Source organism: Amniculibacterium aquaticum, from assembly GCF_003852705.1.
Classification (GTDB): domain Bacteria; phylum Bacteroidota; class Bacteroidia; order Flavobacteriales; family Weeksellaceae; genus Amniculibacterium; species Amniculibacterium aquaticum.
In genome coordinates this window covers 78,509-101,908 of record NZ_REFA01000009.1, presented here as the reverse complement: position 1 = coordinate 101,908, position 23,400 = coordinate 78,509, and the positions used below count along the sequence as shown (strand labels likewise).

Annotated in this window: 26 protein-coding genes; 15 read left to right on the top strand and 11 right to left on the bottom strand. The window is 36.6% G+C overall.

The window, feature by feature from the left end:
* Positions 1–332: 332 nt before the first annotated feature.
* The 7 genes from EIY84_RS05800 to smpB form a co-directional block, all read right to left on the bottom strand.
* Complete coding sequence (locus tag EIY84_RS05800; protein ID WP_124641123.1) at positions 333–686, bottom strand: hypothetical protein; 354 nt, start codon at positions 684–686, stop codon at positions 333–335.
* 11 nt (positions 687–697) lie between these two features.
* Complete coding sequence (locus EIY84_RS05795) at positions 698–1,309, bottom strand: DUF5025 domain-containing protein (protein WP_124641121.1); 612 nt, start codon at positions 1,307–1,309, stop codon at positions 698–700.
* Positions 1,306–1,833, bottom strand: coding sequence for a hypothetical protein (locus EIY84_RS05790; RefSeq protein ID WP_124641119.1), 528 nt, complete (start codon positions 1,831–1,833; stop codon positions 1,306–1,308). Before EIY84_RS05790 ends, EIY84_RS05795 begins: the two co-directional genes overlap by 4 nt.
* 47 nt (positions 1,834–1,880) lie before the next feature.
* Positions 1,881–2,480, bottom strand: a complete 600-nt coding sequence (locus tag EIY84_RS05785; protein WP_124641117.1) for a hypothetical protein — start codon at positions 2,478–2,480, stop codon at positions 1,881–1,883.
* Between the two features lie 719 nt (positions 2,481–3,199).
* Complete coding sequence (locus EIY84_RS05780) at positions 3,200–3,943, bottom strand: YebC/PmpR family DNA-binding transcriptional regulator (RefSeq protein ID WP_124641115.1); 744 nt, start codon at positions 3,941–3,943, stop codon at positions 3,200–3,202.
* A gap of 90 nt (positions 3,944–4,033) precedes the next feature.
* Entirely contained in the window at positions 4,034–5,503 is a 1,470-nt protein-coding gene (locus EIY84_RS05775) for an OmpA family protein (protein WP_124641113.1), read from the bottom strand.
* A gap of 78 nt (positions 5,504–5,581) precedes the next feature.
* On the bottom strand, positions 5,582–6,040 hold the full coding sequence (gene smpB, locus EIY84_RS05770) for an SsrA-binding protein SmpB (protein ID WP_124641111.1): 459 nt from the start codon (positions 6,038–6,040) through the stop codon (positions 5,582–5,584).
* A 137-nt stretch (positions 6,041–6,177) separates the two neighbouring features.
* Here smpB and EIY84_RS05765 point away from each other — a divergent pair, with 137 nt between their 5' ends.
* Positions 6,178–7,800, top strand: a complete 1,623-nt coding sequence (locus EIY84_RS05765; RefSeq protein WP_124641109.1) for an ABC-F family ATP-binding cassette domain-containing protein — start codon at positions 6,178–6,180, stop codon at positions 7,798–7,800.
* Positions 7,801–7,848: 48 nt separating this feature from the next.
* Here EIY84_RS05765 and EIY84_RS05760 read toward each other — a convergent pair whose 3' ends face one another.
* Positions 7,849–8,289, bottom strand: a complete 441-nt coding sequence (locus tag EIY84_RS05760; protein ID WP_124641107.1) for a DUF6759 domain-containing protein — start codon at positions 8,287–8,289, stop codon at positions 7,849–7,851.
* An 88-nt stretch (positions 8,290–8,377) separates the two neighbouring features.
* Here EIY84_RS05760 and recJ point away from each other — a divergent pair, with 88 nt between their 5' ends.
* From recJ to EIY84_RS05745, 3 genes are read left to right on the top strand one after another with little or no spacing between them, the layout of a single operon-like run.
* A complete protein-coding gene (gene recJ, locus EIY84_RS05755; RefSeq protein ID WP_124641105.1) occupies positions 8,378–10,087 on the top strand; it encodes a single-stranded-DNA-specific exonuclease RecJ in 1,710 nt (569 codons plus the stop codon).
* Positions 10,088–10,100: 13 nt separating this feature from the next.
* Entirely contained in the window at positions 10,101–10,685 is a 585-nt protein-coding gene (gene nadD, locus EIY84_RS05750; RefSeq protein WP_124641103.1) for a nicotinate (nicotinamide) nucleotide adenylyltransferase, read from the top strand.
* A 9-nt stretch (positions 10,686–10,694) separates the two neighbouring features.
* Positions 10,695–11,033: a DUF3817 domain-containing protein gene (locus EIY84_RS05745; RefSeq protein ID WP_124641101.1), complete on the top strand. Its 339-nt coding sequence runs from the start codon at positions 10,695–10,697 to the stop codon at positions 11,031–11,033.
* Between the two features lie 55 nt (positions 11,034–11,088).
* Here EIY84_RS05745 and EIY84_RS05740 read toward each other — a convergent pair whose 3' ends face one another.
* The 3 genes from EIY84_RS05740 to EIY84_RS05730 all read right to left on the bottom strand — a co-directional run bounded on the left by EIY84_RS05740 (position 11,089) and on the right by EIY84_RS05730 (position 12,847).
* Complete coding sequence (locus tag EIY84_RS05740; protein WP_124641099.1) at positions 11,089–11,613, bottom strand: plastocyanin/azurin family copper-binding protein; 525 nt, start codon at positions 11,611–11,613, stop codon at positions 11,089–11,091.
* An 84-nt stretch (positions 11,614–11,697) separates the two neighbouring features.
* A complete protein-coding gene (locus tag EIY84_RS05735) occupies positions 11,698–11,988 on the bottom strand; it encodes a GNAT family N-acetyltransferase (RefSeq protein WP_124641097.1) in 291 nt (96 codons plus the stop codon).
* 103 nt (positions 11,989–12,091) lie between these two features.
* A complete protein-coding gene (locus EIY84_RS05730) occupies positions 12,092–12,847 on the bottom strand; it encodes an RDD family protein (protein ID WP_124641095.1) in 756 nt (251 codons plus the stop codon).
* 21 nt (positions 12,848–12,868) lie between these two features.
* On the opposite strand from EIY84_RS05730, the gene EIY84_RS05725 reads away from it, so the two are divergent.
* The 11 genes from EIY84_RS05725 to EIY84_RS05675 all read left to right on the top strand — a co-directional run bounded on the left by EIY84_RS05725 (position 12,869) and on the right by EIY84_RS05675 (position 23,349).
* On the top strand, positions 12,869–13,873 hold the full coding sequence (locus tag EIY84_RS05725; RefSeq protein WP_124641093.1) for a stage II sporulation protein M: 1,005 nt from the start codon (positions 12,869–12,871) through the stop codon (positions 13,871–13,873).
* Positions 13,830–14,801 carry a DUF4013 domain-containing protein gene (locus EIY84_RS05720; RefSeq protein WP_124641091.1) on the top strand — a complete coding sequence of 324 codons (972 nt, stop codon included), beginning with the start codon at positions 13,830–13,832 and terminating at the stop codon, positions 14,799–14,801. The genes EIY84_RS05725 and EIY84_RS05720 overlap by 44 nt, the downstream gene beginning before the upstream one ends.
* Positions 14,791–15,576 carry a DUF4129 domain-containing protein gene (locus tag EIY84_RS05715; protein ID WP_124641089.1) on the top strand — a complete coding sequence of 262 codons (786 nt, stop codon included), beginning with the start codon at positions 14,791–14,793 and terminating at the stop codon, positions 15,574–15,576. The genes EIY84_RS05720 and EIY84_RS05715 overlap by 11 nt, the downstream gene beginning before the upstream one ends.
* A gap of 6 nt (positions 15,577–15,582) precedes the next feature.
* The gene (locus tag EIY84_RS05710) at positions 15,583–16,758 is read left to right on the top strand and encodes a DUF4350 domain-containing protein (RefSeq protein WP_124641087.1); all 1,176 of its coding nucleotides are present in this window, start codon (positions 15,583–15,585) and stop codon (positions 16,756–16,758) included.
* Positions 16,759–16,781: 23 nt separating this feature from the next.
* Entirely contained in the window at positions 16,782–17,792 is a 1,011-nt protein-coding gene (locus tag EIY84_RS05705; RefSeq protein ID WP_124641085.1) for an AAA family ATPase, read from the top strand.
* A gap of 129 nt (positions 17,793–17,921) precedes the next feature.
* Positions 17,922–19,244: a DUF58 domain-containing protein gene (locus EIY84_RS05700; protein ID WP_124641083.1), complete on the top strand. Its 1,323-nt coding sequence runs from the start codon at positions 17,922–17,924 to the stop codon at positions 19,242–19,244.
* A gap of 331 nt (positions 19,245–19,575) precedes the next feature.
* Positions 19,576–20,145 carry an RNA polymerase sigma factor gene (locus EIY84_RS05695; protein ID WP_124641081.1) on the top strand — a complete coding sequence of 190 codons (570 nt, stop codon included), beginning with the start codon at positions 19,576–19,578 and terminating at the stop codon, positions 20,143–20,145.
* Entirely contained in the window at positions 20,123–20,767 is a 645-nt protein-coding gene (locus tag EIY84_RS05690; protein ID WP_124641079.1) for a hypothetical protein, read from the top strand. The genes EIY84_RS05695 and EIY84_RS05690 overlap by 23 nt, the downstream gene beginning before the upstream one ends.
* A gap of 32 nt (positions 20,768–20,799) precedes the next feature.
* Positions 20,800–21,849, top strand: coding sequence for an outer membrane beta-barrel protein (locus EIY84_RS05685; protein ID WP_124641077.1), 1,050 nt, complete (start codon positions 20,800–20,802; stop codon positions 21,847–21,849).
* Positions 21,850–21,935: 86 nt separating this feature from the next.
* On the top strand, positions 21,936–22,361 hold the full coding sequence (locus EIY84_RS05680; protein WP_124641075.1) for an OsmC family protein: 426 nt from the start codon (positions 21,936–21,938) through the stop codon (positions 22,359–22,361).
* A gap of 73 nt (positions 22,362–22,434) precedes the next feature.
* Positions 22,435–23,349, top strand: coding sequence for a dimethylarginine dimethylaminohydrolase family protein (locus tag EIY84_RS05675; protein WP_124641073.1), 915 nt, complete (start codon positions 22,435–22,437; stop codon positions 23,347–23,349).
* Positions 23,350–23,400: the final 51 nt, after the last annotated feature.

The window sequence follows — 23,400 nt, the reverse complement described above, 5'->3', positions numbered from 1 at the left end:
CCCATTAAATTTAGAACTCCAAAAAATGTAAAGAGCTTATTACCGATTTTAAAGTCGTGTAATAAGCTCTTAATTCTTGTCTGAAATTAAATCTTATTCAAAATGAAGATGGTTTTTCAGTGACCTCGTTATTTGAGAGGTGTCTAAATCGGATAGCATATTTGACCAATTAGGAATATTTTCTGTTTGCTGTATTGTTGGATTGCCTTGTGCTTTGACATGGGAAAGTAGAAAACAAAAAGCAAGAAGAATATAGATTTTTTTCATGATTTTTAATTTGTTAGGTTACTTTTTAATTTGAGAGGTAATTATCGTTATCTCATTTATTTTTGTTAGTTTGTATTAAAAAAAACAGGACTGTTTGTCATATAAATTGAAAAACCACCAATTAATAAGCCTACAAAAACAACCGGGATTGTTTTTCCTAAACTGAGTTTATTGATTTTTAAAATATCATCTTTGCTAATCTGTAGTTCTTTGTTTTGATACACTCCAATTATGCTGTTGCCAGTAGAATTCTTAAATATAAACTGTCTGATATTACCTTTGCTTTTAGTTTTGATTATGTATGTTTTGTTTTCTTTCAGAACGGAATAGTTATTTTTATTGCTGGAATTCACTTTTGTAGTAACACAAGAAGTAAAAATGAGCAGCCAAATAAGACAAAAAGAGATTATTTTTTTCATAATTTGGATGTTTATGGAAATGGGTGGTTTTGTATAGTATTCCAATTAATATCAAACCTCCCATCGGTTATAATAATATAATCGTTGGGATTGTCATATCTAACAAATTTCCCTGAAAAATTTCCAGAAAAAATTCTATTAGCAAAATCATATCTTGTTACATTTATTGAGCCAAGATTTTCAATAGAGCCATAATACGCATAATTACTAATATTACTGTCCCAAATTTTAAAATAAATATGATTAAAAGGAATGCTATCTATTCCATTATGAAAATTACTTTGTTTTAAAATATATTCTCCTTGACCTATTTGAAATAAATTTTGCAAATGAATTATCATTTTAAATCCTGTGGAACTCGCACCGTCTTTAATTTCAAGCTCATCATAGGTATGTTGAAGATCAGGTGACCTCCAAAATATTACTCCCTTTGCAGTTGGTCCTACGCTAACACCGGTTGGGTCTCTGGGTATATAGACTTTACCATTAATTGTTACGCCAAAAGTATTAGCACCCACTTGTGTTTCGGCTGGCAATGTAATCGTAGGATTTTTTGTATTTTCACTATCTCTGCTACAACTCATAAGAGTTATAAACGATAGGATGTAAATTACTGTTTTCATAATATATTGTATTTAGGTCGTTTAAAGATAGTAAGAAAATTGGTGTCTTTTGCATTATTGTAGTCATAAGCTCTTCCCGAAACGGCAACATATTTTGAGGTGGTTTCATTGTAAGTTATCCCTCCGGCAGAAGGATTTTCTTCGTTAAAATTGAGTTTATGGAATGTAGTATTAATAATGCCTATATCAACCGAATTATTAGCAGTGGTTGATGTAGTTCTATTTTTTAATTCTGATAAACTTACAAACCTTGTTTGGTCGGAAGCTCTGTACAATTCGCTTAACGCTTGGTTAAAATGCGAACTATTAGAAATATTTATTTCTGTTGTATTGTAGTTGATAATGTTAGCAAAAGTGGTTACTTTATCTATTAAAACCCCGGAAGTTATTTGAGAAGTGTCTAAATTGGATAACAAATTAGGCCAATTAGGAATATTTTCTGTTTGCTGGATAGTTGCGTTGCCTTGTGCGACTACATGCGATAGCTGAAGATAAAAAGCAAGAAGAATAAAAAGTTTTTTCATATTTGTGAAATTAGTATAAAGTTTTGTAAAAAGAGTATTTGTATTTTTTATGGAAATGGATGATTTGATAAGGTAACAGTATTTATATCAAACCTTCCATCTGTAATCGTTATAGACTCATTTGGATTATCATATCTAACAAATTTCCCTGAAAAATTTCCTGAAATTATTCCGTTAGAATGACGAGTATTGTTAATTTTTCCTTGATTTTCAATCGATCCATAATACGCATAGTTACTAATGTTACTATCCCAAATTTTAAAATAAATATGGTTATTTGGAGTACTATCTATTCCATTTTGAAAATTACTTTGTTTTAAAATATATTCTCCAATTCCCAAATTATAAAAATTTTGCAAATGAATAATCATTTTAAAACCCACAGAACTAGCTCCATCAACAACTTCAATTTCATTCCAAGAGTTATCAGAAGTTCCCCAAAAAATCATACCCTTTGCTGTTGGTCCTACGCTAACACCAGTTGGGTCTCTGGGTATGTAGACTTTGCCATTAATGGTTACGCCAAATGTATTTGCTCCCACTTGAGTTTCGGGGGGCAAAGTAAATGTTGGGTTTTTTGTGTTTTCACTATCTCTGCTACAACTCATTAGCGTTATTAAAGAGAGGATGTAAATTATTGTTTTCATATCTATTGGTTATAAAATTAATATTTCAAATGTACAATTTTTGTAAATGGGGTTTATATTGAGTAGTAATTGTTTATAGTATGGGTGGTAGCTTCTGTTCTATTTTTTAATTCTGATAAACTTACAAACCTTGTTTGGTCGGAAGCTCTGTACAATTCGCTTAACGCTTGGTTAAAATGCGAACGATTAGAAATATTTATTTCTGTTGTATTGTAGTTGATAATGTTAGCAAAAGTGGTTACTTTATCAATTAAAAACCCGGAAATTATTTGGAGGTGTCTAAATTGTATAACAAATTAGACCAATTCGGTATATTTTCTGTTTGCTGAATAGTTGCGTTGCTTTGTGCTTTGACATGGGAAAGTAGAAGACAAAAAGCAAGAAGAATATAGTTTTTTTTAATAAGTACCAACAAATATTTAACAATAAGTTATAAGGAATTAGACGATTGATAGTTTGAATTTTATCTTTACTCTATTTTCTTTTCTCAACTTATTTGCAAGGATGATGTAATCATCAATAATAGAAATTTGCTTTCCCAAAACCGATATACCAAAAAATATGCATTTTTTTTTCATAGTAGCGATCAGGTTTTGTCACTGCAAAGCTACCATAAACAAATGAGGGCAATTTCAAAAGAAAAACCCTCATAATTTTTTATCGGACAATAGTGATTAACTATAAAAACCACGAGATTTTTTTACTCATGGTTCTTTTTTTTATGTGAATGACTCCATTAACTCATCGGTAATTTCCATGTTGTGATATACATTTTGTACATCGTCATCGTCTTCAAAGCGTTCCAACATTTTCATATTGGCTTTGAACTGATCCAAGTTCACTTCTTTTGTATTGTTCGGAATTCTTTGCAATTCAGCAGACTTGGCTTCTAATCCCATTTCATGAAGTTTGTGGGACAATGTTCCGAAATCTTCAAAAGCTGTGGTAATCATGATTTCTTCATCATCGCTATCTATTTCCTCAGCTCCTCCGTCGATCATTTCCATTTCAAAATCGTCCCAAGGCATAGTTACCAGCGTACGATCCAGAGTAAAAATTCCTTTTCGGTCAAAGATGAAAGCCAACTCTCCGTTTTTTCCAAGATTACCGTCAAATTTATTGAATACAGCTCTTACATTGGCCACGGTTCTTGTTGGGTTGTTGGTTGTACATTCCACAAAAAATGCCACACCACCTTGCCCGTATCCTTCGTAGGTAATTTCTTCATAATTTTCCGCATCGGCACCTGAGGCTTTTTTGATGGCTCTTTCCACATTATCTTTTGGCATGTTTGCCCCTTTGGCATTTTGTATGCATCGTCTAAGAGCGGGATTGGATTCTGGATCTGGACCACCGGCCTTAACGGCCAAGGCGATATCTTTTCCTATTTTTGAAAATGTTTTGGCCATTTTGTCCCATCTGGCCATTTTGGAAGCTTTTCTATATTCAAATGCGCGACCCATAGTTTAAAATTTTGTATGCAAAAATAATCATTTTAGGAAAATAAAAAAACGCTCTCATTGCTGAGAGCGTTAATTATTTAGAAAAATTTATTATTTTTTCTTTTTAGTTGCTTTTTTAGCTGGAGCTTTTTTAGCTGGAGCTTTTTTAGCTTCAACATCGTGCTTAGGAAGTGCATCCCATTTCGCTTGATCTTCGATTGCTGTAACGATTACTTTTCTGTCAACCATTCTTTCAGCATCAGAAGCTTTTTCAGAAACAGTAGCCAATTGCTCACCAACACCTACAGATTTAAGGTTAGCAGCATTAACACCTCTAGCTTCTAGACCTGCAACAACAGCAGCAGCTCTTTCTCTAGACAATCTCAAGTTGTACACATCGCTTCCTTTTTTGTCGGTAGCACCTGTGATTAGGTAGTTACCACCATCAGTTTTAAGGATTTTAGCAGCAGCATCCAATTTAACTTCAGATTCTGGTCTAAGAGTCGCTTTGTTGAAGTTGAAGAAAATATTCTTAAGAGCTTCAGTTGTTTCAGTAGCAGTTACTGTTTTAGGTTTTGGACAACCGTTGTATTCAGGAAGACCTGGTACAGTAGGACAAGCATCGTCTTTATCCAAGATTCCGTCATTGTCAGTATCTGGCCAAGGACAACCTTGGTTTTCTACTGGACCTGCAACTTCAGGACAAGCATCGTCTTTATCCAAGATTCCGTCATTGTCAGTATCTGGCCAAGGACAACCTTGGTTTTCTACTGGACCTGCAACTTCAGGACATTTATCGTCTAGGTCACGGATTCCGTCACCGTCGGTATCAGGACAACCTTTGAATTCTTTAAGACCTGGAGTATCTGGACACTCATCGTCTTTATCTAGGATACCATCGTGGTCTCTATCTCTTTGTCCGAATCTGAACATTAAAGATGCAGAAGCTTGCCAGAAATTAGCAACATCAGACTTGTCTCCTGGAGTGGACACATAATCTCCTTGTAGATTAAGACCAAAGTTTTTAGTCAACCAGAAGTTAGATCCAATACCACCTGTTGCAGTAAAGAAGTTGGCTTTTCCAACTAAATCACCTTCTCCATTAGCAGAAGAATAGTATTCTCCATTGATGTCTGTTCTTGGGAAAGTAAGACCAGTATAATCGTGTCTTAGGTACCCTGCACCTACTCTCAAATACGGATCAAACCAAGATTCTTCATTCCAGAATCCGTTGATTTTAAATTGCAAACCAAGACCTGTATTCAACATGAACTCTTTGCCCATACCGAATCTCTTGTTGTCTACATTTCCTACTGTCGTTTGCCAGTCTAGAACTAAATATTTGTTCAAGTTTCTAGCAACAGTTAATTTTGACAATGGAGGTGTAATGGTATAATTGTTCATGTGGAACACTTGCTTGAAGTTAGTCAAAGTTCCTCCAAAATCGTTACCTTTTACAGCTACATGATTCACTCCGTGCGCACCAACCCCGATTAACCAAGGATTATTGGTCGTTTGAGCGAAAACAGAAGAGGCAATTGTAAGTGCCAATGCTGAAATTCCTAATTTTAGATTTTTCATAGAATTAAATGATTAGATAATTATTAATGCAAAATAAATATAATTTTTCTTTATGCGCAAAGTTTTATTAAGATTTTTTTAACTGTTCTTCATCAGTCTGTTAAGATTTCTTTTATTCTCTCTATCTTTAATTGCCTCGCGTTTATCAAAAAGTTTTTTTCCTCTTGCCAATGCTATTCGTATTTTCGCCTTGCCTTTATCATTGATATACAACTTTAAAGGAACAATGGTATTCCCTGCATCTTTTAACTTTTTTTGGAATTTTTGAAGTTCCCGCTTGTGCAGTAGCAACTTTCGTTCCCTTTTTGTTTTATGGTTATAAAAAGTACCCAATTTATATTCATCAATCATCATATTAATGATGTACAACTCATCATCAATAAACTGACAAAAGCTTTCTGTAATCGAGGCTTTAGAAGATCTCAGCGATTTTATTTCGGTACCGGTCAGCACCATTCCGGCTTCAATTTCTTCTAAAATTTCATATTCGAATCGCGCTCTTTTATTTAGGATGTTGATGGATTTCTCTATTTTCATCGTCCAAAAATATGTTAAAAAAGTGAATTTTTATCTTAAAGTAATTTAACATCTTAAAACCCAATTAATATATAAGACTACAGCAATCGGTTTCTAAAATTAGTTTTCGTACTTTTGCAGCAAATTTACAAAACAATATGTTAACAGTATCTAACTTATCATTGCAATTTGGCAAGAGAGTGCTATTTGACGAGGTGAACATTCTTTTCACCAAAGGTAATTGCTATGGAATTATTGGCGCAAATGGTGCAGGAAAATCTACTTTTCTTAAGATTTTAACAGGAAAACAAGATCCAACGACTGGAAATGTTTCCTTAGAACCTGGTAAAAGAATGTCGGTTTTGGAGCAGGATCACTTTGCATACGACCAATTCACCGTATTAGAAACCGTACTTCGAGGAAACAAAAAGCTTTTCGACATCAAAGAAGAAATGGATGCTTTGTATGCTAAAGAAGACTTCTCTGACGAAGACGGTATAAAAGCAGGCGAACTGGGTGTAATTTACGATGAAATGGGCGGCTGGAATGCAGAATCCGATGCACAAACCATGCTTTCTAATGTAGGCATCAAAGACGAAATGCACTGGCAAATGATGGGTGAATTAGAAAATAAAGACAAGGTAAAAGTCCTACTAGCACAAGCTCTATTTGGAAATCCCGATGTATTGATCTTGGACGAACCTACCAACGACTTGGACATTGATACCATTGCTTGGTTGGAAGATTTCCTTTCCACTTACGAAAACACAGTTATCGTGGTTTCCCACGACCGTCACTTCTTGGATACCGTTTGTACACACATTGGAGATTTGGATTATTCTAAACTTAATTTATACACAGGTAACTACTCTTTCTGGTACCAAGCTTCTCAATTGGCAACCAGACAAAGAGCCCAAGCTAACAAAAAAGCTGAAGAAAAGAAAAAAGAATTACAAGACTTTATCGCTAGATTTTCTTCCAATGTTGCAAAGGCAAAACAAGCAACTGCCAGAAAAAAAATGTTGGATAAATTAAATATCGACGACATCAAACCTACATCAAGAAGGTACCCTGCCATCATTTTCGAAACCGAAAGAGAAGCAGGAGATCAAATCTTAGAAGTAAAAGGTTTGGAAAAAACAAAAGATGGGGAATTGCTCTTCAGCAATTTGGATATTAAATTGAAAAAAGGAGACAAAGTAGCCATCATCTCTAAAAACTCATTGGCCATTTCTGAATTTTTCCAAATTTTATCCGAAAATTCTAAAGCAGACAAAGGCGAATTCAATTGGGGAGTTACCACAAACCAATCGTATATGCCATTGGACAACACCGAGTTTTTCCAAGAAAACCAAAACCTGGTGGACTGGTTGAGACAATTTACCAAAAACGACGAAGAAAGACACGAAGAGTTCATTAGAGGTTTCTTGGGTAGAATGTTATTCTCCGGAGACGAAGCTCTAAAATCCTGCACCGTACTTTCTGGAGGCGAAAAAATGCGTTGCATGTTCTCTAGAATGATGTTGCAAAAAGCCAACATTTTATTGTTGGACGAACCCACCAACCACTTGGACCTAGAAAGCATCACTACACTGAACAACTCTTTGTCCAACTTCAAAGGAAACATCTTATTGTCTTCTCATGACCACGAAATGCTACAAACCGTGTGCAACCGTGTTATCGAGCTTACCCCAAAAGGTGCTATCGATAGAGAAATGACTTACGATGAATATTTGGATGACAAAAAAGTAAAAGAATTACAAGCTCAAATGTATTCTTAATCCAAATTAAAAATAAACATTCAACCACCTCCTAAGCGAGGTGGTTTTTTATTCGTCAAGTTTTAAAATAAGAGTTTCGTTGACCAATTTCACCTCATCATAAAGAGATGAACACACTTTTGTGGACAATCGGTACTGCCCTTTCCTTACCACCAAACCTCGAGTTTGACTAACACCAACAGGGATTTTCTTTAATTGACCGTTACCCGAAACAGCAACCACCATATTGCAAGGAGAAGCATTCTCAATGGAAATCGCTACCTTTTCATCGTTCGGACCAGAATTCATCATCACCTCCACCAATTCTTTTGTGTTTTGGGTATAAGTCGAATTGAGTTGCTGAAATTCTCTTTCCACCTCAGGAAGCACCATTCCTTTTCTCACGGAATTAACCGGATACTTGGGAAGAATATTCATTGAAGTTTCCAGCGAAGAACAAGAGCTGCTTAGAAATCCCAAAAAAAACAATTGAGCCAGATTTCTCTTCATAAAAAATCAAATTTACAAAACAAAAATAACGCTTTATCTCTCCCAAACACCACCATGAATCCAATAATTTTCATTAAATTTGTTGGCTATGAGTTTAAAATGGATCTACAAACCCGAGCCCGACGAAGAAATCGTTGACAGACTAAGTTCGTCACTTGGTTTTGGAACTTTTGAATCTAAAATCCTAGTGCTCAGGAATATCGACAACTACCAAAAAGCCCGAGAATTTTTCAAACCAAAACTGGAAGACATACACAATCCTTTCTTGATGGCCGACATGCAAAAAGCCGTAGAAAGAGTTGCCAATGCCATTGAAAATGGAGAAAAAATCTTGGTCTATGGCGATTACGATGTCGATGGGACCACAGCTGTGGCTCTCATGTACCTCTATCTTTCCAAGATTGTAGAAAAAAAATATTTGGACTTCTACATCCCGGACAGAAACGCCGAAGGTTATGGCATCTCCAACGAAGGTATTGATTTTGCTAAAGCTAACGGATACAGCCTCATTATCGCCTTGGATTGTGGGATAAAAGCCATTGACAAAGTAGAATACGCCAATCAGCTTGGCATTGATTTCGTCATTTGTGACCACCACCTTCCGGGAGAAGAAATCCCAAAAGCAGCCGCAGTTTTGGATCCCAAAAGAGTGGATTGTCGCTATCCGTTCAAGGAACTTTCGGGTTGTGGTGTAGGCTTCAAACTATGCCAAGGTCTGAATACCTTGTATAAAATTCCGGAAAATGAACTTTTTGACCTCACCGATCTTTTGGCCATCTCCATAGCTGCAGACATCGTTTCGATGACGGGTGAGAACCGTGCTTTTGCCAAAATGGGCCTGAAAATCCTGCGTAAAACTCCAAAATTGGGACTTCGTTTATTGATTCCAAAAGAGAAACTTTCTACTTTTGAAATCTCCAATATCGTCTTCGAAATTGCCCCAAAAATAAATGCTGCAGGAAGAATTTCTCACGGAAAAGCAGCGGTAGAACTTATGGTTTCCGACAATCTGAAACACGCCACGCAAATTGTAGAAAACATCATGAACCTGAACGACGAAAGACGGGAATTGGACATGAACTCGACACAAGATGCTCTCAATCAGATTGTAAAAACCCAACAAGTCGACAAATTCACCACCGTGGTGTACCAACCCGAGTGGAACAAAGGTGTGATAGGCATTGTCGCTTCTAGACTTACCGAAACCTACTACAAACCTACATTGGTCTTTACCGATGGCAACAACGGAGAAATGGTAGCCTCGGCACGATCGGTATCCGATTTTGACTTGCACGAAGCTTTGGAAATGTGTTCGGAATATTTCTTAAAATTTGGCGGACATCCCGCAGCTGCAGGACTTTCCATGGAGAAAAGCAAGTTTGAAGATTTTAAAATAAAATTTGAAAAAGTGGTTTCAGAAAAAATTCTGGAACATCAAAAAACACCTACCGTCACCATAGATTCTGCCGTTGACATTGGAGTTCTAAACAAAGATTTTTTTAATTTTCATAGAAAGTTAGCTCCATTTGGTCCGCACAACATGAAGCCTATTTTGGTGCTTAAAAACCAAACCGTAACAGGAAGCATTAAAAAAATGGGCAAAGACGACAGCCATCTAAAATTTTACATTCCAAATCCTGAAACCAACAGGAATATAGAATGTGTTGGATTTAAGTTAGGTCAATATTTTGAAGATTTCAAAACAAAAACCTTCGATATTGCGTTTACCGTTGAAGAAAATCATTGGAAAGGAAATGTCACCTATTACCTGAATCTAAAAGATGTAAACTTCCACTAAATCAGTTCTATAAATGAAAAAAATCGGTTTGTTTTTCGGTTCATTTAATCCCATTCATATTGGTCATCTTATCTTAGCCAATTATATTTTGGAAAATACCAACATGGAAGAATTGTGGTTTGTGGTATCGCCCCAAAATCCGTTCAAGGATAAAAAGTCGCTTTTGAAAGACCACAACCGCTTGGAAATGGTGAATCTCGCCATTAAAAACTACCCGAAAATGCGAGCTTCCGACATCGAGTTTTCCTTACCGAAGCCCAGCTACACCATAGATACCCTTACCTATCTTCACGAAAAACATCCCAATCATAACTTTGCCCTCATCATGGGCGAAGACAACCTGAAGGGTTTGAAAAAATGGAAAAACGCGGACCTCTTGGTCAACAACCATCAGATCATTGTGTATCCTAGAATTTCCGAAGAAATTTCCACCGAAAACGGTTACGAAAACCACCCCAACATCAGCACGATAAAAGCTCCGATAATTGAACTTTCGGCAACAGAAATTAGAGAAATGATCAAATCCGGAAAAAATACAAGACCCATGCTTCCACCTGAAGTATTCGACTATTTGGACGGGTCATCGTTTTACAAATAAGAACTTGAAATGAATTTTATAGAAAAATATTTATCCAAATACAGCGAAGAACAAATCATACGGTGGTTTAGAAAAATTTGCTTGGCCGAAGCCATTTCTTGGGCTCTGCTTTTCTCGGCAATGGTACTTATACGGATGTATCGCGACGAGTTACTACCGACCATCTACATCATCGTGATCGGTAATATCCACGGTTTATTTTTCACCCTCTATTTATTGTTAATGCTAAATGTGAGGAAAATTTTCAAATGGGACGATGAGGATTTTGTATTTGCACTCATCTCAGCATTTTTCCCTTTTGCCACCATTTGGGTCGATAAAAAGCTGGCTCAATTCGATAGAGAATAAAAAAATCCATCTCACTGTTCAAATGAGATGGATTTTTTTTATGAAATTCATGAAATTACTGTGCGGTAATCTTACCGTTCATTGCACCGAAATGTCCCGGGAATGAGCATAAAAAAGGATATTCTCCAGGACTTGGAAGGGTAAAGGAAATCTTATCCTCTTCGCCTGGACCAAGAACTTTAGTTTTAGCAACAATTTGAGATTTCAAATTTTCCGGCAATTTTTCAATATCTCCTTGTATTTTCGAAACCTCTTGTCCAAATGCCGTCACATCCGATCCCGGCTTCAATACCACCACATCATGCGACATGGATGCAGCAGGAAGAGTCCCGATGTTTTTCATCGTTAGTTCTACAGGTTCACCCGATTTTACCGTAAATTCGGTTTGACTGTATTTCATTTTATCGTCACCGGTCAAACTAATGGCGTTGGAAACCGCTGCAGAAGGCTCCGCCACCGGAGGTGTATCCTCTGCAGGTGCTGTTGTCGTTGTATCCGTAGCCGGTTGATCTTTTTTCTCACTACATGCTACCAAAAAAAGGGACAGACCTAAGACGGTCATAAAAATGGATTTTTTCATAATAATTTGCTTTAATGTACTACAAATTTATTGAAAATCACGGACATACCGTTCTATTTTTATTAAAAATTCATTAAAACAAGATTATGAATGGAGGAAAACATCCTCAACATCAGGCATTCTGGACATGACCGTTCTGGCATAGGAACAATGAGGGAAAACTTTCCAATGATGGTCTCTAGCAAAAGAAATTCCTTCGCTTACCAACAATTTTCCCATCCCTTTTCCTTCATATTTTGGACTTACATAGACAAAGGAAATGATTAATTTTTCATCTTCTGGGAAAATGGTATAAGTCAGTCTGCCAATTTCCTCTTCTTCGTTGGAAAGGGTGATGAAACCACCGTTTCCGTTTTGTGTATTTTTGAATTCCATATTGGGTTTGGTGTTTTGTGTTTGGTGTTTGGTTTCTAGCTTCTAACCTATAATTTCTAACTTCTAACTTCTAATTTCTAACCTCTAACTTCTAACTTCTAGTTTACGCCACAACTTTTCCGGTATAAAAATTATAGTCTTTGATAACGGTTTCAATAAATTTTCTGTCCGTAAGTCCCATCAAATCGTCGTTTACAGAAATTACACTTTGTATTTTTTCAGCCAATTTTCGAAGTACTTGTTGGTCTTTATGCCTTATCGCTTTTTGGAAATTATCCTTGATGATGCGCATATCGTCATCCGAAAAAGCAATAACTTGAGGAAAAACAGGCTGATAATCTTCCTGTAAATTTTCGATAATGGTATGCGAAATATGAACTTTATTTTTTAGTGAAATCACCGTGGTTCCGCTGACCATATCGCCCAATCGCTGTCCGTTTTTGGAAACCACCATCGCCGTTACCCCAACCACTCCCGAGTTGGAATAAATATCGACCAATCGCAGTATCCATCGCATGAAGTACTCCGAGACATGAGCTTGGTATCCATCAATTTTCACCACTTTTATTTTCATTATTTTTTTCCCCAGAGTTTGACCGTTCAATGTAATTTCCCAAAAAAGGGTATCAAAATAAACGGGAAAGGTAAACAACAAAAGGACAACGGATTTGGACATACGATCCAGATTACTGATGAATGTACCGAGATCTAAAAATTTGATGACCACCAAATAAACGAGTAACAAATACCCAATCTTGATGAGAATATCGATGGTAAAAGCCAACATTCTTTCGCCGACACTGGCGGTATTGAAAAAAATATTGACATTTTGTGAAGTAGTGATGGCAATTTGTGACATTTTTTATATTTTAGCAAAACGATGAGAGAAATTGCATTTATTAAGCAAAATAAAGAAAAATGGCTGAATGTAGAGCAAGTTATTTTGGGAAAAGCACAAAAAAACCCAGACGACTTGTCCAGCATGTACATCAACCTCATCAACGATTTGTCTTTTGCGCAGACCTATTATCCTAAAAGTAAAACTACAATTTACCTGAACCATCTTTCGTCTGAAATATTCCAAAGGATCTACAAAACCAAACGCTTAGAGAAAAACAGACTCTTGTATTTCTTCGACACCGAGGTACCGCTATTGGTTTATGAGTACAAAAGATTTTTACTGTATGTATTTTTATTTTTCTTCATTTTTACCGGGATTGGATTTATTTCGACCATTTACGAACCCGATTTCCCAAGACAGATTTTGGGCGACGATTATGTAAATATGACTTTAGAAAACATAAAAAAGGGAGAAGCCACCGGAGTCTATTCCAGCGGATCGACTTGGGGCATGTCCATCGGGATCATCTTCAACAACCTGATGGTTTCTGCAAAAATGTACATTTCAGGTATATTTTTGGGATTGGGATCTCTGTATGCATTGCTACAAAACTGTATCATGCTGGGTTCCTTTCAGACATTTTTTGGTAACCAAGGCGTACTTTCAGAAAGTGCCAGAGGTATCTGGATCCACGGTGCTTTTGAGATTTCCGCCATTGTTATTGTTGGCATGTGTGGCTTAATCTTGGGAGCCTCTATTTTGTTTCCTAAAACCTATTCCAGAATGCACGCTTTTAAGAAAGGCTTTAGAGACAGTTTCAAAATATACATCAGCACCTATCCGTTTATTATTGTTGCCGGAATTTTAGAAGGTTATGTTACCCGACATTCTATGGAGATGCCACTTTGGCTGAACCTTCTGATTATTTTCGGAACTTTTTCGTTGATCTTTTTCTATTTCGTTATCTATCCATTTATCGTTTATAAAAAACAAAACAACTATGCAATTATTTCAGAAAAGAGACTTTGGAGCGCTTATCAATGACACCTTCAACTTCTTTAAAGAAAATGGAAAAAATTATTTTAAAAATTTCATTCTCCTCAACGGGCTGCTTCTCATTTTTTTAGTAGCACTGTATGTTGTGGGTTACAAAAGTTTTTTCTCTCAAATATTTTCGTCCAATTTGGAAGGAGAATCGTTTTATTTTGAGCAGTATTTGGAAGAAAACTTAGGCTTTTTCATCGTGCTTGCCGTGGCATTTGTGGTTATCTTCTTCATTGCCATTATGATGGTTTATACCTTTCCGGTTTTATATCTAAAGCGCTATGCCGAATCAAAAGACAAGGACATAAAACTAAACGACATCATCACCGACATGAAGGAAAATTTCGGTAAGTTCATCTTATTTTGTTTGGGATTGGTATTTGTTATCCTTCCCATCATAGGCATCGTTATGGGAGCTTCGGTATTGTTGATGTTTGTGATCATCGGTATTTTTTTGTTTTTCTTCATCATCCCGATCATATCCAATGTGATGAGCTTCACCCTGTACGATTATTTCAACCGTAAAGAAGGCTTTTTCTCGGCACTCAGCTATGCCATTCGCTCTCAATTTTCATACAGCAACATCAACAATGGATCGCCTTTTTGGAAATATTGGGGATCTACAGCCGTCATCATGTTCATTGTACAGATTGTTTCCGGAGTTTTTTCCATGATTCCTGTTTTTATCATGACCGGAACGGTACTTACGATTCCAGATGCCGACAAAGCCACTGCCATGACCGGCTTCTACGACAGCACCATGGGGATGATATATTTTGCGACTTACGGAATTTCCATTTTGGTATCGCTTTTACTTTCCAACATCATGTATGTGAATGCCGGGTTGATGTATTATGACAGTCGTTTGGATTTGCACAGAAACGAAGATTTGTTGGAAATAGACAGCATAGGAAAACATGAAATTTAATTTTCTAATTTTATTTGTCTTAATTTCAAACTGGGGATGGTCACAAGAATCTCCAACAAGCATTGCGCCTAAAAATTTGGATTCGGTCATTCAAAAAACTTCAAAAAAAATGTCCTCCGACACCATTTTGAAAATGAAACCCTACACCAACAGCCTACTGGATGTTAAAACTTTTAGGTCCAATTACCGCAAAAATTATCAAAGTAAAGATTTCGACTACAGCCAATCCAAACCCAGAGAATCTCTGTGGGACAGGGTGATGAGAAAAGTCAACAAATTAATTCATTTTATTTTGAGTAAGATCAACCCTACACAATCGTTGAACTGGGTAGATGCTTTGGTAAAAATAATGGCTCTTTTGGTGGTGGGTGTGGCTTTATATTTCATCATCAAATTTTTGGCATCTAAAAACGGATTGTTATTTTTGGGTAAAAAAGCACCAAAAACCAACATACAAAATCGTGATGTAGTTGAAAACATACACGAAATAGATTTTCCAAAAACAATTTCGACTTTTGAGTTGGAGAAAAACTACCGAGCTGCCGTGCGATACCAATTTTTGTGGGTTCTAAAAAAGCTCAGCGACAAAAAAATCATCGATTGGCATTTGGAAAAAACCAACAAAGATTATGCTGAAGAATTGTCTAAAATCTCCATCCATCCGTCGTTTCTGGACTTGGTGAAAATTTTTGATTTCGTTTGGTACGGCGAATTTGAAATCGACCAAAACCAATACCGACAGTTCCAAAAACAATTTGAAAACTTTAAGATCTGATCCTCGATGAACAAGACATTTAAACTTTACGGGATTATTTTCTTGGTGGTGTTTGCGCTGCTGGCTTTTTTCGAATTGGGTAAAAAGGAAATTACCGATTGGCGAAAAAACTTTGATATCAACCAAAAAACACCTTTCGGATTGTTCGTCTTCGACCACGAGATTGATGCGCTTTTGCACAACAAAGTCCAAAGAATAAAGCCTTCGCCGTACCATTATTACACCGAAAATCCTAAGAACAGCCCTCATACCATTTTGGTTATACAAAAACATTTGGATGCCGAATCTTGGAAAAAAATATTGAACCAAATCCACAGCGGTAGCGATGCGATGATCATCGATACAGAAATCAACAAAAAAATGCAAGACTCGCTAAATTTTGTGGTAGAAGCGTACTACAACGAAGAGCAATCCGAGTATGAATTTACCGATAAAAAGCTAACCGACAACAGCCTGAAATTGGACAAATTTCCGGGAAATTCCACCATAACCCACAGCGATTTAAAAAACGAAATTTTAGGAAAAATAAAAGTGGACTCCACCCAATGGAATGCCAATTTTATAAAAATAAACTTTGGAAAAGGACATATCTATTACCACAGCGACCCTACCTTTTTGACCAATTATTATTTGCTAAAACCCAATGGCGAACGATATACAGAAGGCGTTTTCTCTTATCTTAAAGACCAGAAAACCCTTTGGTTTGTGGACAACATCAAAGACCTACCATCGACATCACCGCTCAGTTTTATCTTGAAAAACCCACCTTTAAAATACGCTTGGTGGCTGTTTTTGGGAGGATTATTGGTTTTCGCTATTTTTGGAGCAAAAAGAAAACAACGCATCATCCCGGTGATGGAACCGTTGAAAAACAAATCGGTAGAATTTGTACAAAGCATAGGAAACCTCTATCTGCAAGAAGGAGATTTCCACGATATGATGGCCAAAAAAGCACAGTATTTCTTGTACCGAGTGAAAATGGAACTCCTCATAGATCCTAAAAACTTGGACGATGCTTTTGTGAAAAAACTACAATCCAAAACCGGAAAAGATTTTGAAAAAATAAAACAAGCAAAAGATCTTATCGCGAAAGCCTTAGATCCTTATGCACAAGTAAACAGGGAAGATTTTGAAAAAATGAATGCACTTTTAGACGAAATTCATCCTCACATCAGAAAATAAAACACCCAACAATTATCAACAATATGAATACAGAAGAAAATCAAAATTATAGCCCCGATACGGCATCCAATTTCGAGAGCAGAATAGACCTGAGCGAGCTTAGACAAAGCATCGAAAATATAAAATCCGAAATTGCCAAAGTCATTGTCGGACAAAACCAAATGGTCGAGCACCTTTTGGTAGCGCTGCTTTCCAACGGGCATGTCCTGATCGAAGGAGTACCGGGCGTGGCAAAAACCATCACGGCAAAATTATTGGCAAAAACGGTCGCTGTGGATTTCAGCAGGATACAATTCACCCCGGATCTTATGCCTTCGGATATTTTGGGAACATCGGTTTTCAATATGAAAAATACAGACTTCGAATTTAAAAAAGGACCAATTTTTTCCAATTTTATTTTGATTGATGAGATCAACCGTTCGCCAGCCAAAACGCAATCGGCCTTGTTCGAGGTGATGGAAGAAAGACAAATTACCTTGGACGGAAAACCCTACATCATGGAGCAACCTTTTTTGGTTATTGCCACCCAAAACCCTATTGAACACGAAGGAACCTACCGATTGCCGGAAGCCCAGCTCGACCGTTTTCTTTTCAAAATAGAAGTGGGATACCCGAACTTGGAGCAAGAAATAGAGATCATCAAAAAACAACACGAAAACAAAACCGAGGACAAAACCGAAGCGGTCAACCAAATCATTTCCGGTGAACAGCTTAGAAAATATCAGACGATCATCAAAGACATCATCATCGAGCAAAATTTGATTGAATACATCGCAAAAATCATTCACAACACCCGAGAAAACCCTTTCCTGTATTTGGGAGCTTCGCCCAGGGCGAGTTTGGCATTGCTAGTGGCTTCCAAAGCATTTGCCGGGATCAGAGGTCGGGATTTTGTCACTCCGGAAGACATCAAAGAATCCAGCTTAGCCGTGCTTAGACACCGCGTTATTGTCTCTCCAGAACGAGAAATGGAAGGCTTAACCGCCGATGAAATCATCCGACAAATATTGGACGGAATAGAAATACCGAGGTAGTTTTTGGTGTTTGGTGTTTGGTTTTTAGTGTTTGGTGAAAATTCTATATCCCGAAAACCTAATACTCTAAAACCTCCAACCTCTAACTTCTAACCTCTAACTTCTAACCTCTAACTTCTAAAAAACAAATTGAAAGCATTCAACCTACACCAACGATTTTTTCTTGTTCTAATAACCATTGGAATGGTCTATGTTTTGGGCTTTTTCTTTTCGTTTTTTGTTATTTTGGGACATGCATTACTCGTCCTATGCATCGTGCTTTTGGTAGTAGACACTTTGTTTTTGTATGGTCAAAAGGTCGGAATTTCGGCACAAAGAATTTTACCCGAAAAACTCTCCAACGGCGATGACAATTGGGTTAAATTGGACATTAAAAATCATTATTTTTTTAGAATTTCCACACAGATTATCGACGAAATTCCGTTTCAGTTTCAGAAAAGAGATTTTTTGATTGAGCGCATGCTATCTGCCGGAAAAAATGTATTGTTAAATTACAATCTTCAACCCAAAGAACGCGGCGAATACCATTTTGGCAGCCTGAATATTTTTGTGCAAAGCCCATTAAAATTGGTCAGTCGAAAATACATCTTTCAGAAAGATGACATGCTGAAGGCCTACCCTTCTTTTGTACACCTCAGAAAATACGAATTGATGGCCCTTCAGAATGAATTTTTGATGGGTGGATTGAAGAAAATCCGAAAATTGGGACATACCTTGGAGTTTGAACAAATAAAAGAATATGTACAAGGCGATGACATCAGAACCATCAACTGGAAAGCGACCTCCAAGCGAAACCAATTGATGGTGAACCAATATCAAGATGAAAAATCCCAAAGAATCTACTTGCTTATCGACAAAGGAAGATCGATGCAAATGCCTTTCAACGGAATGTCGCTGCTGGATTATTCCATCAACGCAAGCATGGCACTTTCCCACATCATCCTGAAAAAAGGAGACCGTGCCGGAATGATGACTTTTTCCAAAAAAATGGAAAATTCCGTTGCTGCCGACAACAAATCGGGGCAACTAAAAAAAATATCCGAAGCCTTGTACAACATACAAACCGAGTTCTACGAAAGCGATTACAACAGATTGTACCAAGATGTGAAAATGGGCATCAACCAAAGAAGTTTGGTCATGTTGTTTACCAATTTCGAAACCTTGGATGGGCTACAAAGGCAGCTAAAATACCTGAGAGGAATTGCCAAGAACCATTTGCTGGTCGTCATTTTCTTTAAAAATTCTGAACTGCAAAATCTGATGCAGAAAAAACCTGAAAATCTGGAAGAAACTTATGATAAAATCATCGCTGAGAAATTCGATTTCGAGAAAAAACTCATCATTCAGGAACTGAAAAAATACGGAATACTCTCTCTGTACACCTTGCCGGAAAACCTCAGCTTAGAAGCCATCAACCAATATTTGGAAATAAAAGCCCGAGGAATGATTTAAACTTAGAGTTTGAGCTTTAAACTATTATATTTGCAGTACTATCAGTTAACTTCATTACCATACGAAGTAAAATTAAAAAGTCAATCCTTCCGTTCAAGAAGGACCCACCGCTCCGCTCTATAGTGTTTATTCTGTTCGTACTTGGATAAAAATAAATTAGTTTTATACCATGTTTTAGCGGACACAATCAAGATGCTTACATTAATGAAGCCTTAAACCCTAATTTTTTCTGCATTTTTATAATTTGAATTATTTAAAATGCAGATTTTTTTTTGGAAGCTTGTTACTTTTAAAAATAAAGTATCGTCTAATCTATAGAAGCCTATAAAATTTGAAGATAATTTCTATACATAACAATCAAAAAGTGGAAGATTTGTTGCCTCAATTACGGAAGCAAAATCGACTGGCGCAGAAAGAGTTATTCGACAGACTTTCTCGTAAAATGTTGGCTATTTGTCGTTCTTACATCAACGACATTCACCATGCCGAAGACTGTATGCTGAAAGCTTTTGTGAAAACTTTTAGGAAAATAGAAGCTTATCAGTCAAATGGAAGTTTTGAAGGTTGGATTCGTAGAATTATGGTCAATGAATGTTTGGATTTTTTAAAACTCAACAAATCTTTTGTTTATCTGGAAGATGCAGACTGGAAAGAAGTAGTAGATTTTGAAGAAGATATAAACGAAATAGATGTTCATGGAATTTTGGATCAATTGACAGAAAATTATCGGATGGTTTTTAATCTTTATGTTTTGGAAGATTATTCCCACAAAGAGATAGCCGAAACATTGGGCATAAGTGAAGCGACCTCAAAAGTACAGTTGATGCGTGCAAAAAAGAAAGTAAAAGAATTGATTCTTCAACAAAAAGAAAAATGCAATGAAAACGAATTTGGAAAATAAAATCAAATCGCAATTTGAAAACAGAGAATTAGATGTTTCTGAAGATGCTTGGACAAAACTTAATGCGATGTTAGATGAGCCGGTTCAGGAATCTAAAAAGCTTCAATTGAATTCTTGGATTCCAATTGGAATTGCAGCTTCAATACTATTGATTTTTGGCTGGATTTTCCTGAATCAAGAGCCAAAAACAGAAGAATTAAATTTGAAATTGGAAGAGAAAATCGTTCAACAAAAAGAGGTTCAAGATGTAGAAAATAAGATGATTGTTGTTGATGAGCCACAAGAAATCAATTCAAAAGAACCAGAAAAATTAGTCGTTCAAGAACCTGAAATTTTAGAAAAGAAATTAAAAACAGAGAAAATTCAAGTTCCGGACAGCAAAGTTAAATTGGTCGCCAATCCAATTGAAAATCAAGTTCAACAAACGAAAGAAATTCATAAAATAGAATTACCAACTCCGGAAGTAAAAGCATTAGTCGCTGAGAATAAACAAGTTGCAAAAGAAAAGCCCAACTATGTAGATGCAGAGATGTTGCTTTATTCAATTGAAAACAACAAAGCAGTCAAACAAAAAAATACAGAATCCAATTCCAAATTGGTATTAATCGACTTCAATAAATAAAATCATTGTCAATCCTATAAAATTTAATTAAGATGAAAAAAATAATCGTCTTGGTCGGACTTTGTCTGGCCTCAATTTCAGCTCAAGCACAAGTTGTGAAAATCGATTTGAATCAAGAAAAACCGGTAGATGAAAGAGTGAGTCCGGTAGTCCGTGAAAAAGTAGAAGCCTATGCCATTCAGGTTCGGGAAGTGGTGATTCGTGAAAAATTGGCGATGAGCGAAGAAGTAGCAAAAGTGGATGCTGATTTGAAAAATGGAATCATAGATGCAACAAAAGCAGAAAATTTAAAAGCAGAAATTGCACTTCGATTTTCAGACAAAATCAATACTGGAATCAAAGATTTGAACTTCAATTTAGATGAAATTACCAAACAACAGGTTCAATATACGATTTTGAATACCGATTTGGAAGAATTGAAAAAAGAACAAGAACCTAAAAAGAAAAAGTATGCGGCCATCAACCAAGTAACGGGATTTTTGTCTTATGGGATGATTGCTTTGGCCGATGATGACAACCAAAAATTAAATGATCATCTTGGTTATTCGAGCGGAATTGATTTTGGTTTGGTTTACCACAGACAACTTAGTCGAACCAGTCCACTTACATTTCAGTCTGGGCTCTATCTTTCTTGGCGAACTTTAAGATTTGAAGATGATTATTTTATGTATCGGAATGAGAATGGAGAAGTTGATTTGGTTCAGTACGATAAAAACTTGGATAAGAGCAAATTAAGAGCGACTTATTTGATGGTTCCAATTGGGTTGAAGTATCATTTTTCAAAATTAAATACCGACGAAGATGGCGAAACTTATCGTAAAATCAATAGTGGATTTGGTATTGGATTGAATTTGTATGGTGGTGTGAAAATTTCTCAAAACAATATAGTAAAAGGAGAAGACATCAATTGGCGACATAGAAAAACCGATTTGAATTTGAATCAATTTGCGTATGGAGCACAATTGAATGTAGAAATCAACAGTTGGAATTTATTTGTGCGTCAGGAGTTGAGTCCTTATTTCAAGAAAGGCTCTTTTGATGACCGCAAAATGTTGCAATTCGGAATCAATTTTGGTTTCTAAAACTTAAAAAAAAAGTATCAAAGATTTGTTTTGAAAAGTCTAAAAACTACTTTTGTACCTTTAAAACCATTTAACAAAGAAAAAAAATGAACATAAAACTAAACCGCATCAACGATGATTTTCTCTTTGAATGCACCAACAAAAACGGACATAAAATACTTTTGGACAACACCTCGCAACCCGATGCACAAGGCGTTTCTCCCATGGAAGCCGTACTGATGGCAGTGGCAGGTTGCAGCGGCATTGATGTGGTCGCGATCCTAAAAAAACAAAGGCAGGAAATCACCCATTTTTCTGCGGAAGTGGAAGGCGAAAGAATACAAAAAGATGAGGCAAAACCTTTTTCTAAAATTCTAGTGAAATTTATGCTGGAAGGAAATATCGATCCCAACAAAGCATGGAAAGCAGCGCAGCTTTCTTTTGACAAATACTGTTCGGTTTCCAAAACTTTAGAACCTCAGGTTGAAGTGGTCTTCAGCGTTTGGGTCAACAACCAAGAAGTAATCCTATAAATTACCCGTTAAAAGCCTTTTAAATTTTCCAATTCAAAAGGCTTTCTTTATATTTGTTGAATACTGAAAATCTATGAAACTCAACATAAAAAATGAAACCGGAAGGTTAAGATCCGTGGTTCTGGGTCAGCCAAAATCCATGGGAGCGGTACCCACTTTGGAAGAAAGTTACGATGCCAAATCCTACCACACCATTGCTCACGACACCTACCCTACAGAAGAGGACATCATCCACGAGATGACGGAATTTGAAAAAGTGTTGCACAAATACGATGTCGATGTCCTAAGACCGGCCATCATCCAAGATTACAACCAGGTTTTTGCTAGAGATGTCGCCTTTGTCATCGACGATAAAATGATCATTTCCAATGTCATAAAAGACCGTGCCGACGAGCAAGAAGCCTACCGATCTATTTTTGAAAAAGTAGAATGGCGCAAAATCATCAACCTGCCAGAAACGGCACATATCGAGGGAGGCGATGTCATTGTTTGGGACGATTTCATCTTTGTTGGCACATGCTTTTCCGAAGATTATCGTTCGTACAAAACCGCAAGAACCAACGAATATGCCATCGAAATCTTGAAAGAATATTTTCCCAAGAAAAGAATCATCGATTTGGATTTAAAGAAAGACGACAGAGTCCCTTACCAAGGTGTTCTGCATTTGGATTGCACCTTTAATCCTATTGGTAAAGACAAATGCATCATTTATAAAAATGGTTTTGTGGATGAAAGCGATTACCGTTTGATTTTGGACATCTTTGGCGAAGAAAACTGCTTCCACATCAACGATGAGGAAATGTTCGACATGAACCCGAATATTTTTTCCATTTCTCCAGAGATCATCGTTTCCGACAAAGCTTTTGGGCGAATGAATAAGTTTCTGAGAGAAGAATGGAATTTTACAGTCGAAGAAATCCCTTACAGAGAAATTTCCAAAATGGGCGGATTGCTAAGATGCTCGACCATGCCGTTGGTTAGGGAATAATCATCAGAGAAAAAAGTGAATTTAATAAGACATGAATCCATCGATATTTTC

Excerpts from the sequence above, each read along its gene's own strand:
- EIY84_RS05800 (WP_124641123.1), bottom strand. The coding sequence starts at position 686 with ATGAAAAAAATAATCTCTTTTTGTCTTATTTGGCTGCTCATTTTTACT.
- EIY84_RS05795 (WP_124641121.1), bottom strand. The coding sequence starts at position 1,309 with ATGAAAACAGTAATTTACATCCTATCGTTTATAACTCTTATGAGTTGT.
- EIY84_RS05790 (WP_124641119.1), bottom strand. The coding sequence starts at position 1,833 with ATGAAAAAACTTTTTATTCTTCTTGCTTTTTATCTTCAGCTATCGCAT.
- EIY84_RS05785 (WP_124641117.1), bottom strand. The coding sequence starts at position 2,480 with ATGAAAACAATAATTTACATCCTCTCTTTAATAACGCTAATGAGTTGT.
- EIY84_RS05780 (WP_124641115.1), bottom strand. The coding sequence starts at position 3,943 with ATGGGTCGCGCATTTGAATATAGAAAAGCTTCCAAAATGGCCAGATGG.
- EIY84_RS05775 (WP_124641113.1), bottom strand. The coding sequence starts at position 5,503 with ATGAAAAATCTAAAATTAGGAATTTCAGCATTGGCACTTACAATTGCC.
- smpB (WP_124641111.1), bottom strand. The coding sequence starts at position 6,040 with ATGAAAATAGAGAAATCCATCAACATCCTAAATAAAAGAGCGCGATTC.
- EIY84_RS05765 (WP_124641109.1), top strand. The coding sequence starts at position 6,178 with ATGTTAACAGTATCTAACTTATCATTGCAATTTGGCAAGAGAGTGCTA.
- EIY84_RS05760 (WP_124641107.1), bottom strand. The coding sequence starts at position 8,289 with ATGAAGAGAAATCTGGCTCAATTGTTTTTTTTGGGATTTCTAAGCAGC.
- recJ (WP_124641105.1), top strand. The coding sequence starts at position 8,378 with ATGAGTTTAAAATGGATCTACAAACCCGAGCCCGACGAAGAAATCGTT.
- nadD (WP_124641103.1), top strand. The coding sequence starts at position 10,101 with ATGAAAAAAATCGGTTTGTTTTTCGGTTCATTTAATCCCATTCATATT.
- EIY84_RS05745 (WP_124641101.1), top strand. The coding sequence starts at position 10,695 with ATGAATTTTATAGAAAAATATTTATCCAAATACAGCGAAGAACAAATC.
- EIY84_RS05740 (WP_124641099.1), bottom strand. The coding sequence starts at position 11,613 with ATGAAAAAATCCATTTTTATGACCGTCTTAGGTCTGTCCCTTTTTTTG.
- EIY84_RS05735 (WP_124641097.1), bottom strand. The coding sequence starts at position 11,988 with ATGGAATTCAAAAATACACAAAACGGAAACGGTGGTTTCATCACCCTT.
- EIY84_RS05730 (WP_124641095.1), bottom strand. The coding sequence starts at position 12,847 with ATGTCACAAATTGCCATCACTACTTCACAAAATGTCAATATTTTTTTC.
- EIY84_RS05725 (WP_124641093.1), top strand. The coding sequence starts at position 12,869 with ATGAGAGAAATTGCATTTATTAAGCAAAATAAAGAAAAATGGCTGAAT.
- EIY84_RS05720 (WP_124641091.1), top strand. The coding sequence starts at position 13,830 with ATGCAATTATTTCAGAAAAGAGACTTTGGAGCGCTTATCAATGACACC.
- EIY84_RS05715 (WP_124641089.1), top strand. The coding sequence starts at position 14,791 with ATGAAATTTAATTTTCTAATTTTATTTGTCTTAATTTCAAACTGGGGA.
- EIY84_RS05710 (WP_124641087.1), top strand. The coding sequence starts at position 15,583 with ATGAACAAGACATTTAAACTTTACGGGATTATTTTCTTGGTGGTGTTT.
- EIY84_RS05705 (WP_124641085.1), top strand. The coding sequence starts at position 16,782 with ATGAATACAGAAGAAAATCAAAATTATAGCCCCGATACGGCATCCAAT.
- EIY84_RS05690 (WP_124641079.1), top strand. The coding sequence starts at position 20,123 with ATGAAAACGAATTTGGAAAATAAAATCAAATCGCAATTTGAAAACAGA.
- EIY84_RS05685 (WP_124641077.1), top strand. The coding sequence starts at position 20,800 with ATGAAAAAAATAATCGTCTTGGTCGGACTTTGTCTGGCCTCAATTTCA.
- EIY84_RS05680 (WP_124641075.1), top strand. The coding sequence starts at position 21,936 with ATGAACATAAAACTAAACCGCATCAACGATGATTTTCTCTTTGAATGC.
- EIY84_RS05675 (WP_124641073.1), top strand. The coding sequence starts at position 22,435 with ATGAAACTCAACATAAAAAATGAAACCGGAAGGTTAAGATCCGTGGTT.